Source organism: Neobacillus sp. SM06, from assembly GCF_050496765.1.
In the GTDB taxonomy this organism is placed as follows: domain Bacteria; phylum Bacillota; class Bacilli; order Bacillales; family Cytobacillaceae; genus JAEVLT01.
On the sequence record NZ_JBNWEO010000017.1, the window covers coordinates 159708 to 177993 of the forward strand.

Annotated in this window: 17 protein-coding genes and 1 other annotated feature; all 17 genes read left to right on the forward strand. The window is 43.0% G+C overall.

Annotation, left to right across the window (positions count from 1 at the left end; translation table 11 throughout):
- Window positions 1-6 precede the first annotated feature (6 nt).
- The 17 genes from ACQYAD_RS14070 (at window position 7) to tuf (ending at window position 18255) form a co-directional block, all read left to right on the forward strand.
- Window positions 7-516, forward strand: coding sequence for an NYN domain-containing protein (locus ACQYAD_RS14070; protein WP_430239136.1), 510 nt, complete (start codon window positions 7-9; stop codon window positions 514-516).
- 88 nt (window positions 517-604) lie between these two features.
- The gene (sigH, locus tag ACQYAD_RS14075; RefSeq protein WP_430239400.1) at window positions 605-1237 is read left to right on the forward strand and encodes an RNA polymerase sporulation sigma factor SigH; all 633 of its coding nucleotides are present in this window, start codon (window positions 605-607) and stop codon (window positions 1235-1237) included.
- A gap of 170 nt (window positions 1238-1407) precedes the next feature.
- Entirely contained in the window at window positions 1408-1554 is a 147-nt protein-coding gene (gene rpmG, locus ACQYAD_RS14080; protein ID WP_430239139.1) for a 50S ribosomal protein L33, read from the forward strand.
- A gap of 47 nt (window positions 1555-1601) precedes the next feature.
- Entirely contained in the window at window positions 1602-1784 is a 183-nt protein-coding gene (gene secE / locus ACQYAD_RS14085; protein WP_430239141.1) for a preprotein translocase subunit SecE, read from the forward strand.
- Between the two features lie 146 nt (window positions 1785-1930).
- A complete protein-coding gene (nusG, locus tag ACQYAD_RS14090; protein WP_430239145.1) occupies window positions 1931-2464 on the forward strand; it encodes a transcription termination/antitermination protein NusG in 534 nt (177 codons plus the stop codon).
- A 170-nt stretch (window positions 2465-2634) separates the two neighbouring features.
- Window positions 2635-3060, forward strand: coding sequence for a 50S ribosomal protein L11 (rplK, locus tag ACQYAD_RS14095; protein ID WP_042453928.1), 426 nt, complete (start codon window positions 2635-2637; stop codon window positions 3058-3060).
- A 159-nt stretch (window positions 3061-3219) separates the two neighbouring features.
- Window positions 3220-3918 (forward strand): 50S ribosomal protein L1, encoded by a 699-nt coding sequence (gene rplA, locus ACQYAD_RS14100; protein WP_430239148.1) that lies wholly within the window; start codon window positions 3220-3222, stop codon window positions 3916-3918.
- 56 nt (window positions 3919-3974) lie between these two features.
- Window positions 3975-4116, forward strand: a sequence feature (ribosomal protein L10 leader region).
- A gap of 33 nt (window positions 4117-4149) precedes the next feature.
- On the forward strand, window positions 4150-4650 hold the full coding sequence (gene rplJ / locus ACQYAD_RS14105) for a 50S ribosomal protein L10 (RefSeq protein WP_430239150.1): 501 nt from the start codon (window positions 4150-4152) through the stop codon (window positions 4648-4650).
- A gap of 56 nt (window positions 4651-4706) precedes the next feature.
- Window positions 4707-5069 carry a 50S ribosomal protein L7/L12 gene (rplL, locus tag ACQYAD_RS14110; protein ID WP_430239153.1) on the forward strand — a complete coding sequence of 121 codons (363 nt, stop codon included), beginning with the start codon at window positions 4707-4709 and terminating at the stop codon, window positions 5067-5069.
- A 109-nt stretch (window positions 5070-5178) separates the two neighbouring features.
- Window positions 5179-5778 carry a class I SAM-dependent methyltransferase gene (locus ACQYAD_RS14115; protein ID WP_430239155.1) on the forward strand — a complete coding sequence of 200 codons (600 nt, stop codon included), beginning with the start codon at window positions 5179-5181 and terminating at the stop codon, window positions 5776-5778.
- Window positions 5779-6037: 259 nt separating this feature from the next.
- Window positions 6038-9598, forward strand: coding sequence for a DNA-directed RNA polymerase subunit beta (gene rpoB, locus ACQYAD_RS14120; protein WP_430239157.1), 3561 nt, complete (start codon window positions 6038-6040; stop codon window positions 9596-9598).
- Window positions 9599-9696: 98 nt separating this feature from the next.
- Window positions 9697-13296 (forward strand): DNA-directed RNA polymerase subunit beta', encoded by a 3600-nt coding sequence (rpoC, locus tag ACQYAD_RS14125; protein WP_430239159.1) that lies wholly within the window; start codon window positions 9697-9699, stop codon window positions 13294-13296.
- A gap of 155 nt (window positions 13297-13451) precedes the next feature.
- Entirely contained in the window at window positions 13452-13700 is a 249-nt protein-coding gene (locus ACQYAD_RS14130) for a 50S ribosomal protein L7ae-like protein (RefSeq protein ID WP_430239161.1), read from the forward strand.
- Window positions 13701-13800: 100 nt separating this feature from the next.
- Window positions 13801-14223: a 30S ribosomal protein S12 gene (rpsL, locus tag ACQYAD_RS14135; protein ID WP_126410587.1), complete on the forward strand. Its 423-nt coding sequence runs from the start codon at window positions 13801-13803 to the stop codon at window positions 14221-14223.
- 41 nt (window positions 14224-14264) lie between these two features.
- Window positions 14265-14735 (forward strand): 30S ribosomal protein S7, encoded by a 471-nt coding sequence (gene rpsG / locus ACQYAD_RS14140; RefSeq protein WP_430239163.1) that lies wholly within the window; start codon window positions 14265-14267, stop codon window positions 14733-14735.
- 126 nt (window positions 14736-14861) lie between these two features.
- A complete protein-coding gene (fusA, locus tag ACQYAD_RS14145; protein WP_430239165.1) occupies window positions 14862-16943 on the forward strand; it encodes an elongation factor G in 2082 nt (693 codons plus the stop codon).
- A gap of 124 nt (window positions 16944-17067) precedes the next feature.
- Entirely contained in the window at window positions 17068-18255 is a 1188-nt protein-coding gene (tuf, locus tag ACQYAD_RS14150; RefSeq protein WP_430239167.1) for an elongation factor Tu, read from the forward strand.
- The last annotated feature ends 31 nt before the right edge of the window (window positions 18256-18286 follow it).

Below are 18286 nucleotides of genomic sequence, written 5' to 3' on the forward strand. Positions count from 1 at the left end.
TCGAAAATGGATATCTTAATTGTTGATGGTTATAACATTATTGGCGCCTGGCCGGAATTGAAGGCATTAAAAGAGAAGGATTTAGCGGCGGCACGCGATAAATTGATCGAAAAAATGGCGGAATACCAGGCATATTCGGGTTACCGAGTCATTGTCGTATTTGATGCCTATTTTGTTGAAGGTACAGCAAAAAAGTACAAAAACCATAAAGTGGAAGTTATTTTTACAAGTAAAAACGAAACAGCAGATGAGCGGATTGAAAAAATGGCGATTCGTTTAAACAATCGGAAAACGCAAATCCATGTGGCGACATCCGATTTAACGGAACAATGGGCAATTTTTGGACAGGGAGCTTTAAGAATATCTGCCCGTGAGCTGTTAAATGAAATGAATACCATTGAAAAAGGAATTGAAAGAAAGGTAAAGAAAATTCAAGAAAAGAGGCCCGTTTCCAAAATTCCGATTAGCGAAGAAATAGCGGAAATTTTCGAAAAGTGGCGAAGAGGAAAAAAGTAAGCGTTGACGTTTAAAAAATTCCTACTGTATAATATTTCTAACTATGTTGTACGGTAAGGGAGGGAACCTGGTGAGCGCTGACATCGGAATGACATTCAATGAGCACTACACAGTACTTGAAGATGAGGAAATAGTTGAGCTAGTTCATAAAGGTGAAAGTGAAGCATTGGACTATTTGATCCACAAGTATCGGAATTTTGTTCGAGCGAAAGCACGGTCCTATTTTCTAATTGGGGCTGATAAAGAAGATATTGTGCAAGAAGGGATGATCGGTCTCTACAAGGCCATTCGCGATTTTCGGGAGGACAAGCTTACGTCTTTTAAAGCTTTCGCCGAGCTGTGTATTACAAGACAAATCATTACCGCGATAAAAACCGCCACAAGGCAAAAACATATCCCTTTAAATTCCTACGTTTCTTTGGATAAGCCCATTTTTGATGAAGAGTCGGATCGGACATTGATGGATATTCTGTCCGGGGCAAAAGTTCTTGATCCGGAAGAATTGATTATCAACCAAGAAGAGTTTGACCATATTGAAGTAAAAATGTCAGAATTATTGAGCGACTTAGAACGAAAAGTGTTAGCGCTCTATTTGGATGGACAATCCTATCAGGAAATTTCTGAAGAGTTAAATCGGCATGTGAAGTCGATTGACAATGCCCTGCAGCGTGTTAAAAGAAAATTGGAACGGTACCTGGAAATTCGCGAGTTTTCGCATTAAGTCAGTCGATGTTCCGAAAATCCGGCTCGCCAGTGGCAGCTCCGACTAACGAAGTTTTTTTATAGGAAATGTCATTTATATGAATACTCTCCCTGCAGTCATTGACATTAAATAGGTGCCATGGTACATTTTTTAAGGACATAAGTCTCAATAACAGCAGGTGTGAAAAAATGAGTGCCAAAATCATTCTCGCTTGTGAAAAATGCGGGTCAAGAAATTATACAACAACCGGTAAACAATCACAAACCGAACGGCTAGAGTTAAGAAAGTTTTGTAAAGTGTGTGGCGTACAAACGACACACCGCCAGACAAAATAGATTCAGATCGACTGATTATGCTTATTCCGATAGTTGGAGGTTACAGGATGCAGCGCATTACGAAGTTTTTTAGCGAAATTACCCGTGAAATGAGGAAGGTCAGCTGGCCGAAACGCGGAGAAATGACTCGTTATACGATCACGGTATTAACAACTGTTATTTTCTTTTCGCTGTTCTTTGCAGTTTTGGATTTAGGAATTTCCAAATTGATTCGGTTAATTCTTGAATAACAATCAGTGTTTTATGGTATAATGGTAAACAATACAGGAAATTTTATGTAAAGCCCGGGCAACGGGTTTTTTCATTTGGTCAAAAAATGAAACGGAATGAGCGATAGATCATAACTTAGGGAGGGACGGACGAGTAGTCCTGATAAATGGAAAAGAATTGGTATGTTGTGCACACGTACTCCGGTTACGAAAATAAAGTAAAAGCGAATTTGGAAAAGCGTGTTGAATCAATGGGAATGGCAGATAAAATTTTTCGGGTAATCGTGCCTGAAGAAGAAGAGACCGATATGAAAAACGGTAAGAAAAAAGTAGTCAAGCGAAAAGTATTCCCGGGCTATGTGTTAGTAGAGCTTGTGATGACAGATGATTCTTGGTATGTCGTGCGGAACACGCCGGGTGTTACCGGGTTTGTTGGTTCTGCAGGTTCTGGATCGAAGCCGACTCCGCTTCTGCCGGAAGAGGTCGGCGTGATCCTTAAGCGCATGGGCGTTGAGGAAAAACGGGTCGATGTTGACTATGAGTTGGGTGAGACAGTCAAGGTAACTACTGGCCCATTCGCAAACTTTACAGGTGTCATTGAAGAAATGGATAAAGACAAAGCGAAGCTGAAAGTGCTTGTTAACATGTTTGGCCGGGACACGCCAGTAGAGCTTGATTTTACACAGATTGATAAATTATAATCCAAAATAACTTGAAATCAATCACAAAAAATGTTAATATTTCATAGGTCAGTATGTCTCAGAGAGAGACAAGACATTTTGTCAAGTTCTTTATTTTATATAAAGAAGATTGCCTGAGTGGGAGGGTAAACCCCTATTACCACATCACGGACTTTAAGGAGGTGTGTCTCGTGGCTAAAAAAGTAATTAAAGTTGTTAAATTGCAAATCCCTGCTGGTAAAGCGAATCCAGCGCCGCCAGTTGGACCTGCTCTTGGTCAGGCCGGTGTCAATATCATGGGATTCTGTAAAGAGTTTAACGCTCGTACAGCAGATCAAGCTGGATTAATTATTCCTGTTGAAATCACGGTTTTTGAAGACCGTTCATTTACATTTATTACGAAAACTCCTCCTGCTGCTGTTCTTTTAAAAGTAGCAGCTGGAATTCAGTCTGGTTCAGGCCAGCCTAACCGTAATAAAGTAGCAACAGTAAAGCGTGACAAAGTACGCGAGATTGCGGAACAAAAGATGCCTGATCTTAACGCTGCAAGCGTAGAAGCAGCAATGCGCATGGTTGAAGGTACTGCACGCAGCATGGGAATCGTTATCGAAGACTAATCCATGCAAAACTGTTAGGATGTCACTGGAAGGTTGCGAAGTTGATTTGTTCACTCGCAACCTTTATTCTGTCTAGCTTCGGGTGTCGTGAGTCAGACGCCCTCTGTTTTGTCGTGGGAGGTTATTCCGCTAAAACCACAATCAAGGAGGAAATTTAAAATGGCGAAAAAAGGCAAGAAATACGTAGAGGCTGTAAAGCTGATTGATCGTACAAAAGCATACCCAATTACAGAAGCGGTTGAACTTGTGAAAAAAACAAATTTTGCAAAATTTGATGCAACTGTTGAAGTTGCTTTCCGTCTTGGGGTTGACCCAAAGAAAGCGGATCAGCAAATTCGCGGTGCAGTTGTTCTTCCGAATGGAACGGGTAAGACACAGCGCGTATTAGTATTCGCAAAAGGCGAAAAAATCAAAGAAGCTGAAGCAGCTGGTGCCGATTATGTTGGCGATGCAGAATACATCAACAAAATCCAGCAAGGCTGGTTCGAATTTGATGTGATCGTTGCAACACCTGACATGATGGGTGAGGTTGGTAAACTTGGTCGTGTATTGGGACCTAAAGGTTTAATGCCAAACCCTAAAACAGGCACGGTTACCTTTGATGTAGCAAGAGCAGTGAATGAAATCAAAGCTGGTAAAGTTGAATACCGCGTTGATAAAGCTGGAAATATTCACGTTCCGATCGGGAAAACATCTTTCGAAGATCAAAAACTTGTTGAAAACTTCAACACGATTTTTGACACAATGCTAAAAGTGAAACCAGCTGCAGCAAAAGGAACATACATGAAGAATATTACCGTTACTTCAACAATGGGTCCTGGCGTAAAAGTAGATCCTTCATCTGCTGCTGCAAAATAAAATGAATGAGTTGACAGCAAAAGGGATTTTGTATATAATACTTTTTGTTGTTTGAAATAAATGAAACATTTGTACCGTAGACAGCAGGGGCCAACAGGGCTTAATATCCTGCCGAGGTAATACGATAGAATTGCTGGATTAAGCTATTGTATACTACCTCCATGTCTGTGATTGATATGGAGGTTTTTAATTGCCTGGTATAAATGTAGACAATCTACAGGAGGTGTAAGAATGAGCAGCGTAATCGAACAAAAGAAACAAATTGTAAGCGAAATTGCTGACAAGCTAAAAAACAGCAAATCAACGATTGTGGTTGATTATCGCGGACTTACAGTTGCTGAAGTGACTGAACTTCGCAAGCAGCTTCGCGAAGCAGGTGTTGATTTCAAAGTTTACAAAAACTCAATGGTTCGCCGTGCAGCTGATGCTGCTGAACTTTCAGGCTTAAACGATGCATTGACAGGTCCAAACGCAATTGCGTTCAGTAATGAAGATGTTGTCGCTCCAGCTAAAATCTTAAATGAATTTGCGAAAAAGAATGAAGCGCTTGAACTAAAAGCGGGTGTAATTGAAGGAAACATTGCAACAGTAGAGGAAATTAAAGCTCTAGCAGAACTTCCATCACGCGAAGGCTTGCTTTCAATGCTCCTCAGCGTCCTTCAAGCTCCAATCCGCAACCTTGCTCTTGCTGCAAAAGCTGTCGCAGAACAAAAAGAGGAACAAGGCGCGTAAGCTGATCGTATACGTTTAACCAATAAATGAACCAAAACTAAGGAGGAAATTTAATCATGACAAAAGAACAAATCATTGAAGCAGTTAAAAACATGACTGTTTTAGAACTTAACGATTTAGTAAAAGCAATTGAAGAAGAGTTCGGTGTAACGGCTGCTGCTCCTGTTGCAGTTGTAGGCGGAGCTGGCGCAGCTGCTGCTGAAGAGAAAACTGAATTTGATGTAATCCTTGCTGGCGCTGGCGACCAAAAAATCAAGGTGATCAAAGTTGTTCGTGAGATCACTGGTCTTGGACTTAAAGAAGCAAAAGATCTTGTTGACAACACTCCAAAGCCTCTTAAAGAAGGTATTTCTAAAGAAGAAGCTGAAGAAATCAAAGGTAAACTTGAAGAAGTTGGAGCTAACGTTGAAGTTAAGTAATCAACTTTTTAAAAAGCTCGCTGTTTAAGCGGGCTTTTTTTGGCTATATAAAAAGAACCATCAAATGAATTCCCCGCTATTCTTCATTTACTCTTCTGGAGGTGAGTCAATGCCAGAACATTATTATTCCCGTACGCAAAAGGTTGAAAGTGATCCAATCTACTGGGATTTTATATTAAAAGGAAATCCTTTTCGGTTTAAGACAGATAATGGTGTATTTTCAAAACGAGAGGTCGATTTCGGATCGAGGCTGCTAATTGAAACATTTGCAATGCCGGATCTTAAAGGTCCTGTCTTGGATGCGGGCTGCGGCTACGGACCGATCGGGCTGTCGGTTGCCAAAGTTTATCCGGAACGGGTTGTTCACTTGATCGATGTCAATTTGCGAGCGCTTGAATTAGCAAAGGAAAACGCAAAACTCAATCAAATTGATACTATCAAAATATACGAAAGTGATCGGTTGATGAATGTGACAGAAAGGGACTTTGCGGCGATTTTAACAAACCCGCCAATTAGAGCCGGGAAAAAAATTGTCCATGATCTTTTCGATCAGAGTTATCAGCTCCTTGCACCTGAAGGTGAACTATGGGTTGTGATTCAAAAGAAACAGGGAGCTCCCTCAGCAATGGAAAAACTGAAGCAGCTATACCAAGAAGTAGAGATTGTGAAGAAAGAAAAAGGTTACTATATTTTAAAAGCAAAAAAATAGTTTGACTCAACTGTGCTGCTGTGTTAATATTATAAAATGCCAAGATATTAATTTCCGAATTATTCCTAAAAAATTCCCATTTGAGGTATAAAAAAGGAATAGAACGGAAATGATGACAAAATAATAGTCAAAAAATGTGAAAATGTGGTTTTTGAGTAAAAAAACCCTTTTTCTTTTTGTCTTATGAGAAAGGGGATTTCCCCTAAATTATAAGATGCAATAGATTTAATTATAACGCTTGATTTGAGGGGTGAATCAGTTGACAGGTCAACTAGTTCAGTATGGACGACACCGCCAACGAAGAAGTTACGCGCGAATCAGTGAAGTTTTAGAATTACCAAATCTAATTGAAATCCAAACCTCTTCCTATCAATGGTTTCTTGATGAAGGTTTGCGTGAAATGTTCCAGGATATTTCACCAATTGAAGACTTTACTGGTAATCTCTCTCTAGAATTTATTGATTACAGCCTTGGCGAACCAAAGTATTCAGTAGAGGAATCAAAGGAGCGGGACGTTACATATTCTGCACCTTTACGTGTGAAAGTACGTCTTGTGAACAAAGAGACAGGAGAAGTGAAGGACCAGGACGTTTTCATGGGCGATTTTCCGCTTATGACTGAAACTGGTACATTTGTGATCAACGGTGCAGAGCGTGTTATTGTTTCACAGCTCGTGCGCTCACCAAGCGTTTATTTTAGCGGAAAAGTTGATAAAAACGGGAAACGCGGCTTTACAGCAACTGTGATTCCGAACCGCGGCGCATGGCTTGAATATGAAACAGACGCCAAGGATGTCGTTTATGTCAGGATCGATCGTACTCGGAAACTGCCCGTTACGGTTCTTTTGCGTGCTCTTGGATTTGGCTCTGATCAGGAAATCATTGAATTGATTGGAGACAATGAATATCTTCGCAATACGCTTGAAAAGGATAACACGGAAAGTGTGGAAAAAGCGCTGTTGGAAATATATGAGCGCCTTCGTCCAGGTGAACCGCCTACAGTTGAGAACGCCAAAAGTTTATTGATTTCCAGATTTTTCGACCCTAAGCGCTATGATTTAGCAAATGTTGGTCGCTACAAGATCAATAAAAAGCTTCATATAAAAAATCGTTTATTCAATCAGCGTTTGGCAGAGACGCTTGTTGACCCGGAAACAGGGGAAATTATTGCGGAAAAAGGAACGATTCTTGACCGCCGCAACTTGGACCGCATTTTACCTGCCCTTGAAAAGAATATCAATTTCACGACCTACCAGCCTGCAGGCGGTGTAGTTGAAGAAGAAATCCTGCTGCAAAACGTTAAAATCTATGCGCCGGGCGACGAAAATGAAAAAGTGATCAATGTCATCGGCAATGCGTATGTGACGGAACAGGTGAAAAATATCAGCCCTGCTGACATTATTGCCTCCATTAGCTATTTCTTCGATTTGTTGCATGGTGTTGGGGATACAGATGATATTGACCATCTGGGAAACCGTCGTCTGCGTTCGGTTGGCGAATTGCTGCAAAACCAGTTCCGCATTGGGTTATCGCGGATGGAACGTGTTGTGCGTGAAAGGATGTCCATTCAGGATACGGCAACGATCACCCCGCAGCAGCTTATTAATATCCGGCCAGTGATTGCGTCGATTAAAGAATTCTTTGGCAGTTCCCAGCTGTCACAGTTCATGGATCAGACAAACCCGCTTGCTGAATTAACGCATAAGCGCCGTTTATCTGCATTAGGACCTGGTGGATTGACACGTGAACGCGCCGGTATGGAAGTACGTGACGTTCACTACTCCCACTATGGCCGGATGTGTCCGATTGAAACGCCTGAGGGACCAAACATCGGATTGATTAACTCTTTATCAACATTTGCGAAAGTAAACCGTTTCGGTTTTATTGAAACGCCATACCGCCGCGTTGACCCGGATACCGGAAAAGTAACAGACCGGATTGATTATTTAACGGCGGATGAGGAAGATAACTATGTAGTGGCTCAAGCAAACTCGCGTCTTGGTGAAGACGGCTCGTTCCTTGATGAAGAAGTCGTTGCCCGTTTCCGCGGGGAAAACACCGTTGTCAAGCGTGAGCGAATCGACTACATGGATGTATCGCCGAAGCAGGTTGTTTCTGCAGCGACAGCATGTATTCCGTTCCTTGAAAACGATGACTCGAACCGCGCATTAATGGGAGCGAACATGCAGCGCCAAGCTGTTCCGTTAATGGAACCAGAAGCGCCAAGAGTTGGTACAGGAATGGAATACGTATCGGCTAAAGACTCCGGCGCAGCTGTGATTTGTAAACATCCTGGCATCGTCGAACATGTGGAGGCTCGCGAAGTTTGGGTTCGCCGCATCACCGAAGTTGATGGCAAAGAGATCAAAGGCGATCTTGATAAATACAAAATGTTAAAATTCGTTCGTTCCAATCAAGGAACTTGCTACAACCAGCGTCCGATTGTCAAAGTTGGTGACCGTGTTGTAAAAGGCGAAGTACTCGGCGATGGTCCATCAATGGAAAAAGGTGAATTAGCACTTGGACGAAATGTGCTGGTAGCCTTTATGACATGGAATGGCTATAACTATGAAGACGCCATTATCATGAGTGAACGTCTTGTAAAAGATGATGTCTATACTTCGATCCATATCGAAGAATATGAATCAGAATCACGTGATACGAAGCTTGGACCAGAAGAAATAACCCGTGATATTCCAAACGTCGGTGAAGATGCATTAAGAAATCTTGATGAACGCGGAATTATTCGCACTGGTGCAGAGGTAAAAGACGGTGATCTGCTCGTCGGGAAAGTTACCCCTAAAGGTGTAACCGAATTGACAGCAGAAGAACGTCTCCTCCATGCAATTTTTGGAGAAAAAGCAAGAGAAGTTCGCGATACTTCCCTTCGCGTACCGCATGGCGGCGGCGGAATTGTCCATGATGTAAAAGTCTTTAACCGCGAAGACGGTGACGAGCTCCCGCCAGGCGTTAATCAGCTTGTCCGTGTATACATTGTGCAAAAACGCAAAATCCATCAAGGTGACAAGATGGCCGGACGCCACGGAAATAAAGGGGTAATCTCCCGGATCCTTCCTGAAGAAGATATGCCGTTCCTTCCAGATGGAACGCCGGTCGATATCATGTTAAATCCGCTAGGCGTACCATCGCGGATGAACATCGGTCAAGTGTTGGAACTTCACCTTGGAATGGCGGCAAGGCAATTGGGTATCCATGTTGCAACGCCTGTATTTGATGGAGCCCGCGAGGAAGATGTATGGGCAACAATCGAAGAAGCAGGAATGGCTCGTGATGCGAAAACGGTTCTATATGATGGCCGCACGGGCGAACCGTTTGACAACCGGATTTCCGTCGGGGTCATGTACATGATCAAACTCGCCCACATGGTTGATGACAAGCTGCATGCCCGTTCAACTGGACCGTACTCACTTGTCACACAGCAGCCGCTTGGCGGTAAAGCCCAGTTCGGCGGCCAGCGATTTGGCGAGATGGAAGTTTGGGCGCTTGAAGCATATGGTGCCGCATATACCCTTCAGGAAATTCTTACGGTTAAGTCAGATGATGTGGTCGGTCGTGTAAAAACGTACGAAGCAATCGTCAAAGGCGAAAACGTTCCGGAACCAGGAGTTCCTGAGTCGTTTAAAGTATTGATCAAAGAACTTCAAAGCCTTGGTATGGATGTAAAGATTCTATCGGGTGATGAAGAGGAAATTGAGATGCGCGATCTTGAAGACGAAGAAGATTTGCAGCAAGTTGATACCTTGAATATTGCTTCGGAGCCGCAGGAGATCGAATCGGAAAAAGTAGGGTCAAAAGAGTAATTCTTTTATCAGCGGGGAAGTAAAAAAGCCCCGCTGATTGAAAGTAGATATTGAACGCACTAAGGGTAAAACCTGAGATCAAAAGGGAGGTAGGCCCCTTGCTGGACGTTAATAATTTTGAGTATATGAAAATTGGTCTTGCTTCACCTGATAAAATCCGTTCTTGGTCTTACGGGGAAGTAAAAAAACCAGAAACAATCAACTATCGCACATTGAAACCTGAGAAAGACGGTTTGTTTTGCGAACGGATTTTCGGTCCGACGAAAGACTGGGAATGCCATTGCGGAAAATACAAACGGGTCCGTTACAAAGGGGTTGTCTGCGATCGATGCGGTGTTGAAGTAACGCGCGCAAAAGTACGCCGCGAACGGATGGGTCATATTGAACTTGCAGCACCGGTATCCCATATATGGTATTTCAAAGGGATTCCAAGCCGTATGGGTCTTGTTTTGGACATGTCGCCTCGCGCATTGGAGGAAGTGATCTATTTTGCTTCCTATGTAGTCACAGAGTCCGGAGACACGGCGCTTGAAAAGAAACAGCTTTTATCTGAAAAAGAATACCGTGCATACCGTGAAAAATACGGAAATAAGTTCCAAGCTGCGATGGGTGCGGAAGCGATCAAAAAACTTTTAACCGATATTGACTTGAATAAAGAAGCCGACATGCTGAAAGAAGAGTTGAAAACAGCTCAAGGTCAGCGCCGGACGCGTGCAATCAAGCGCTTGGAAGTGATCGAGGCATTCCGCAGTTCTGGTAACGAGCCTTCATGGATGATCCTTGATGTCCTTCCGGTTATTCCTCCAGAGTTGCGTCCAATGGTACAGCTGGATGGCGGACGCTTTGCGACATCGGATTTAAACGACCTTTACCGCCGGGTTATTAACCGGAATAATCGGTTAAAGCGGCTATTGGATTTAGGTGCACCAAGCATTATCGTGCAAAATGAAAAGCGGATGCTTCAAGAAGCTGTTGACGCTTTAATTGATAATGGCCGCCGCGGGCGTCCAGTTACCGGTCCGGGAAATCGTCCGTTAAAATCACTTTCCCATATGCTAAAAGGAAAGCAAGGCCGTTTCCGTCAAAACTTGCTTGGAAAACGGGTTGACTATTCTGGCCGTTCGGTTATTGTTGTTGGTCCAAATTTAAAAATGTATCAATGTGGTCTTCCAAAAGAAATGGCGATTGAGCTCTTTAAGCCATTTGTAATGAAAGAGCTTGTTGAAAAAGGATTGGCCCATAACATTAAATCGGCGAAACGAAAAATTGAACGGTTATCACCAGAAGTTTGGGATGTGCTTGAAGATGTCATTAAGGAGCATCCAGTTCTCTTAAACCGTGCCCCTACTCTGCATAGATTAGGAATTCAAGCATTTGAACCAACAATTGTTGAAGGTCGTGCAATCCGCCTTCACCCGCTTGTATGTACGGCATATAATGCGGACTTTGACGGTGACCAAATGGCGGTTCACGTACCGCTATCAGCAGAAGCACAAGCAGAAGCGCGCTTGCTAATGCTGGCGGCTCAGAACATTTTGAATCCGAAAGACGGAAAACCGGTTGTTACTCCTTCCCAGGACATGGTATTAGGTAACTACTACCTGACATTGGAAAGAGAAGGTGCCGTTGGCGAGGGCATGATTTTCAAAGATATCAATGAAGCGCTGCTTGCTTATCAAAATGGTTATGTCCATTTCCATACCCGCATTGCTGTACATGCCGGTTCATTAAAGAACGAAACGTTTACCGAGGAACAAAACAATCAATTGTTGATTACAACTGTCGGCAAATTGATTTTTAATGAGATTTTGCCGAAGTCTTTCCCTTATATCAATGAACCAACAAGGGATAACTTAGAAGTAAAAACCCCTGAAAAATACTTTGTAAACAAAGGGGAAGATATAGTCGCCCGCATTAAGTCGATGCCGCTCGTTGATCCATTTAAAAAGAAAATTCTCGGGAATATCATTGCCGAGGTATTTAAACGGTTCAAGATCACAGAGACATCAAAAATGTTGGATCGCATGAAAGACCTTGGATTCCAATATTCGACAAAAGCCGGTATCACTGTTGGTGTAGCCGACATCGTCGTTCTCGGTGAAAAACAGGAAATCCTGGCTGAAGCTCAACACAAAGTTGATAATGTAATGAAACAATTCAGACGCGGATTAATTACCGAAGATGAACGCTATGATCGCGTTATCTCGATCTGGAGCCAGGCGAAAGATACCATTCAAGGAAAACTAATGAAATCCTTGAATAAAACAAACCCAATCTTTATGATGAGTGATTCGGGCGCCCGTGGTAATGCCTCCAACTTTACACAGCTCGCTGGAATGCGCGGATTGATGGCCAACCCGGCTGGACGGATCATCGAATTGCCGATCAAATCAAGTTTCCGTGAAGGTTTAACGGTATTGGAGTACTTTATTTCTACACACGGAGCCCGTAAAGGTCTTGCTGATACGGCACTTAAAACAGCTGACTCTGGTTACTTGACACGCCGCCTAGTCGATGTTGCTCAAGACGTCATTGTCCGTGAAGATGATTGTGGGACGGACCGTGGTTTGCTCATCCGGGCACTCAAAGACGGTACTGAAATTATTGAGTCATTAGAAGAACGGTTGATTGGACGTTATGCACGCAGAAGCATTCGCCACCCAGAAACAAACGAAGTAATCGTACCTGAAAATGGATTGATTACGGAAGATCTGGCGGCAGTGATTGTTGAAGCGGGGATTGAAGAAGTGAACATTCGCTCTGCCTTTACATGCAATACCCGTCATGGGGTTTGTAAAAAATGTTATGGACGCAACTTGGCAACCGGTCAGGAAGTGGAAGTGGGCGAAGCGGTTGGAATTATTGCTGCTCAATCCATCGGTGAGCCAGGTACACAGTTAACAATGCGTACATTCCATACAGGTGGAGTTGCCGGAGACGATATTACCCAAGGTCTTCCGCGGATTCAGGAAATTTTTGAAGCGCGAAATCCGAAAGGTCAAGCCGTTATTTCGGAAATCGATGGCGTTGTTGTTGGAATCAACGAAGGACGCGACCGTCAGCATGAGATCGTTGTCCAAGGTGAAGTTGAATCAAGGACATATACAGCACCGTACACATCACGCCTGAAAGTGGCTGTGAATGATCGAGTCGAACGCGGACAGGAACTAACCGAAGGATCGATTGATCCGAAAGAGTTAATCAAGGTGAAAGATGTTAACGCTGTTCAAGAGTACCTGCTTCGAGAGGTTCAAAAAGTATACCGGATGCAAGGGGTAGAAATTGGCGATAAGCATATTGAAGTAATGGTACGGCAAATGCTCCGTAAAGTCCGGGTGATCGATGCTGGTGAAACGGATGTTCTTCCAGGAACATTGCTTGATATTCACCAATTCACTGACGCAAACGAAAAAGCTTTGCTTGAAGGAAAAATACCGGCAACAGGCCGTCCGGTCCTACTAGGTATTACGAAAGCATCGCTTGAAACAGACTCCTTTTTATCTGCAGCATCGTTCCAAGAAACGACACGTGTTCTAACAGATGCAGCGATCAAAGGAAAACGCGACGAATTGCTTGGGTTAAAAGAAAATGTCATCATCGGAAAACTAGTTCCTGCAGGAACGGGTATGCAGCGATACCGCAAAGCAGAACCAGTATTGAGGGACACTACCTCCGAAGAACCTGTAACAATTAACTAATTGAATAGCGGTGCTTGCTGAAAACAGCAAGTGCCGCATTTTAAAGAAGTTCATTTCCTTATCGTTTATGAAAAAGTTTTATTGACATCACAAATTGGAAATGGTAATATATCAAAGGTGCTCCTATTCACCTGATACTTTGGAGGATATGGTTCATGTCTTATGAAAAAGTATTACAGGCTAATAAGATTATTATAGGAACAAAACAGACAGTAAGAGCATTAAAAGATGGGAACGTTCAAGAACTTGTCGTAGCAGCGGATGCAGATCCAAAAATTACGGCAAAGATGATTCAAAAGGCTAAAGAATCAGAAATTCCTATCCTCTATGTTGATTCCATGAAAAAACTCGGAAGAGCATGCGGAATCGAAGTAGGTGCCTCGGCTGTTGCTATTATTCGTTAAAAACTGTTTTTGTAGATAGTGGTCTGCAAAAACTTTGTTTTTGCAAAAAAATGAACCACCTGGATGTGTGGGCTTATAAAAAATGAAGGGAGGAAAAAACATGCCTACAATTAACCAATTAGTGCGCAAACCTCGTCAATCAAAAGAGGAAAAGTCAAAATCACCAGCACTTAACAAAGGTTACAATAGCTTTAAAAAAGCTCAAACAAATGTATCATCACCTCAAAAACGCGGAGTATGTACTCGTGTTGGTACAATGACTCCAAAGAAACCAAACTCAGCGCTTCGTAAATATGCACGTGTGCGTTTGACAAACGGTATTGAGGTAACTGCATACATTCCTGGTATCGGACACAACCTTCAAGAACACAGTGTAGTTCTTATTCGCGGAGGACGTGTAAAAGACTTACCAGGGGTACGTTACCATATCGTACGTGGAGCCCTTGATACTGCCGGCGTAAACAACCGCATGCAAGGACGTTCGAAATATGGTACAAAGAAACCAAAAGCAGCTAAAAAATAATTTTAACGTAAATAACAGCTTTTTTGAAAGGAGGAAATAGAATGCCACGTAAAGGTCCTGTAGCAAAAAGAGATGTGTTGCCAGATCCACTTTACAATTCGAAGCTAGTTACCCGTTTAATCAACAAAATGATGATCGACGGTAAAAGAGGTAAATCTCAAGCTATTCTTTACTCTGCGTTTGATATTATTCGCGAGCGTACCGGCAAAGATCCGATGGAAGTATTCGATGCGGCACTTAAAAACATCATGCCTGTGCTTGAAGTTCGAGCTCGCCGTGTAGGTGGTGCAAACTACCAAGTACCAGTTGAGGTGCGTCCTGATCGCCGGACAACGCTTGGTCTTCGCTGGTTAGTAAACTACGCGCGTCTTCGCGGTGAAAAAACGATGGAAGAGCGTTTAGCGAATGAAATTCTTGATGCAGCTAACAACACTGGTGCATCTGTCAAGAAACGCGAAGATACTCACAAGATGGCGGAAGCAAACAAAGCGTTTGCCCACTATCGTTGGTAATGAATACACCATATTGAAACTCGCCGTTTGCCAAACGATCACAAAGGGAGGCAATGGCGCAGTTTTACATATGTAAATTGAATTTTTGACTAAAAAATTACTCATAAAAGGAAGGAGAAAGACCAAATGGCAAGAGAGTTCTCCTTGGAAAAGACTCGCAATATCGGGATCATGGCCCATATTGATGCTGGTAAGACGACGACAACTGAGCGTATCCTTTATTATACCGGCCGCATCCACAAAATTGGTGAAACTCATGAAGGCGCGTCCCAAATGGACTGGATGGAACAAGAGCAAGAGCGCGGTATTACCATTACGTCTGCTGCAACAACTGCCCAGTGGAAAAATCACCGCGTTAACATCATTGACACTCCAGGACACGTAGACTTCACTGTCGAAGTTGAGCGTTCACTAAGGGTGCTTGATGGCGCAGTCGCTGTACTAGATGCACAATCTGGTGTAGAACCGCAAACTGAAACAGTTTGGCGCCAAGCAACAACATATGGCGTCCCTCGTATTGTGTTTGTCAATAAGATGGACAAGATTGGTGCTGACTTCTTATACTCTGTTGGTACAATGCATGACCGTCTTCAAGCAAATGCACACCCAATTCAGCTTCCGATCGGCGCTGAAGACCAGTTCGAAGCAATCATTGACCTAGTCGAAATGAGAGCACATTTCTATACCAATGATCTTGGAACGGATATTGAAGTAAAAGAAATTCCTGAAGAGTTTAAAGCGCAAGCTGAAGAATACCATGAAAAATTGGTTGAAGCGGTTGCTGAACTTGATGAGGAACTTATGGAAAAATACCTTGGTGGAGAAGAAATCTCTGTTGAGGAATTAAAAGCTGCTATTCGTAAAGGTACATGTAACGTTGAATTTTATCCAGTGCTTTGCGGTTCGGCTTTTAAAAACAAAGGTGTCCAATTAATGCTTGACGCAGTAATTGATTACCTTCCATCACCATTGGATGTACCTTCTATTAAAGGTCATGCGGTAGATGATGAGGAAGATTTGGTTGAGCGTCATTCAAGCGACGAAGAGCCATTCTCTGCTCTAGCGTTTAAAGTTATGACAGACCCTTATGTTGGTAAATTGACATTCTTCCGCGTGTACTCCGGTACATTGGATTCCGGATCATATGTCCAGAACTCAACAAAGGGCAAGCGCGAGCGCATCGGCCGTATTCTGCAAATGCACGCAAACCACCGTCAAGAAATTTCAAAAGTATATGCCGGTGATATTGCCGCAGCTGTAGGATTGAAAGATACAACAACCGGTGATACGTTATGTGATGAAAAAAATCCGGTAATCTTAGAGTCCATGCAGTTCCCAGAGCCGGTAATCCAGCTTTCTGTTGAGCCTAAATCAAAAGCTGACCAAGATAAGATGACAACGGCTTTACAAAAGCTTCAAGAAGAAGACCCAACATTCCGTGCCCATACCGATCCGGAAACAGGTCAAACAATCATCGCTGGTATGGGTGAACTTCACCTTGATATCATCGTTGACCGTATGCGCCGTGAATTTAAAGTCGAGGCAAACGTTGGTGCACCGCAGGTTGCCTACCGTGAGACGTTCCGCTCTTCTGCACAAGTTCAAGGTAAGTTTGCCCGTCAATCTGGTGGTCGCGGACAGTACGGTGATGTATGGATCGAATTCTCGCCAAATGAAGAAGGAAAAGGATTCGAATTTGAAAATGCCATTGTCGGTGGTGTTGTTCCGCGTGAATACATCCCTGCAGTTGAAGCTGGTTTGAAAGATGCTCTAGAAAGAGGAGTACTCGCTGGCTATCCATTAGTGGATATCAAAGCAAAACTTTATGATGGTTCTTACCATGATGTTGACTCTTCCGAAATGGCATTTAAGATTGCCGCTTCCTTGGCTTTAAGAAATGCAGCATCAAAGTGTAACCCTGTTATCCTTGAGCCAGTCATGCGTGTAGAAGTGGTAATTCCTGAAGAATATCTTGGTGATATTATGGGGCAAATTACTTCTCGCCGTGGACGCGTTGAAGGGATGGAAGCTCGCGGTAATGCGCAAGTGGTTCGTGCAATGGTTCCACTTTCAGAAATGTTTGGATATGCAACAGCACTTCGTTCAAGTACACAAGGACGTGGAGTATTCTCCATGCACTTTGACCACTACGAAGAAGTACCAAAATCAATTTCTGAAGAAATCATCAAAAAAAATAAAGGTGAATAATTGATTTTCACCTTTGTATAAAGTATAACTACTTATGTAAGAATGGAAACTGTAATGTTAGGACAACCTTGCAGTTTCCAACACCAATATATTTAACTTTTTAATTTAGAGGAGGATTTTCCTAATGGCAAAAGCTAAATTCGATCGCTCAAAGCCACACGTTAACATTGGTACGATTGGTCACGTTGACCACGGTAAAACAACTTTAACAGCTGCAATCACTTCTGTACTTGCAAAACAAGGTAAAGCAGAAGCTCGTGCATATGATCAAATCGACGGAGCTCCAGAAGAAAGAGAGCGCGGAATCACAATCTCTACTGCTCACGTTGAATACGAAACTGACAACCGTCACTATGCACACGTTGACTGCCCAGGACACGCTGACTATGTTAAAAACATGATCACTGGTGCTGCTCAAATGGACGGCGGTATCTTAGTTGTATCTGCAACAGACGGCCCAATGCCACAAACTCGTGAACACATCCTTCTTTCTCGTCAAGTAGGTGTTCCTTACCTTGTTGTATTCATGAACAAGTGCGATATGGTTGACGACGAAGAATTACTAGAACTAGTTGAAATGGAAATTCGTGACCTTTTAACTGAATACGAATTCCCTGGTGATGATACTCCGGTCATCAAAGGTTCTGCTCTTAAAGCGCTTGAAGGTGACGCAGCTTGGGAAGAAAAAATCATCGAGCTTATGAATGCTGTTGATGAATATATCCCAACTCCAGAGCGCGACACTGAAAAACCATTCATGATGCCTGTTGAGGACGTATTCTCAATCACTGGTCGTGGTACTGTTGCAACTGGTCGTGTAGAGCGCGGTCAAGTTCGCGTTGGTGACGTTGTTGAAATCGTAGGTTTCACTGAAGAGCCAAAATCTACAACTGTAACGGGTGTAGAAATGTTCCGTAAGCTTCTTGACTATGCAGAAGCTGGTGACAACATTGGTGCCCTTCTTCGTGGTGTAGCACGTGAAGAAATCGAGCGTGGTCAAGTATTGGCTAAACCAAAGTCAATTACTCCACACACAAAGTTCAAAGCACAAGTATACGTGTTATCGAAAGAAGAAGGTGGACGTCATACTCCATTCTTCTCAAACTACCGTCCACAATTCTATTTCCGTACTTCTGATATCACTGGTATCGTACATCTTCCAGAAGGCGTAGAAATGGTAATGCCTGGCGACAACATTGAAATGACTGTTGAGCTTATCGCTCCAGTTGCAATTGAAGAAGGAACAAAGTTCTCAATTCGTGAAGGCGGCCGTACAGTAGGCGCTGGATCTGTTTCTCAAATCATTGAATAATCAAAAGAATGAAAAGAAAAGCAGGCGGGTG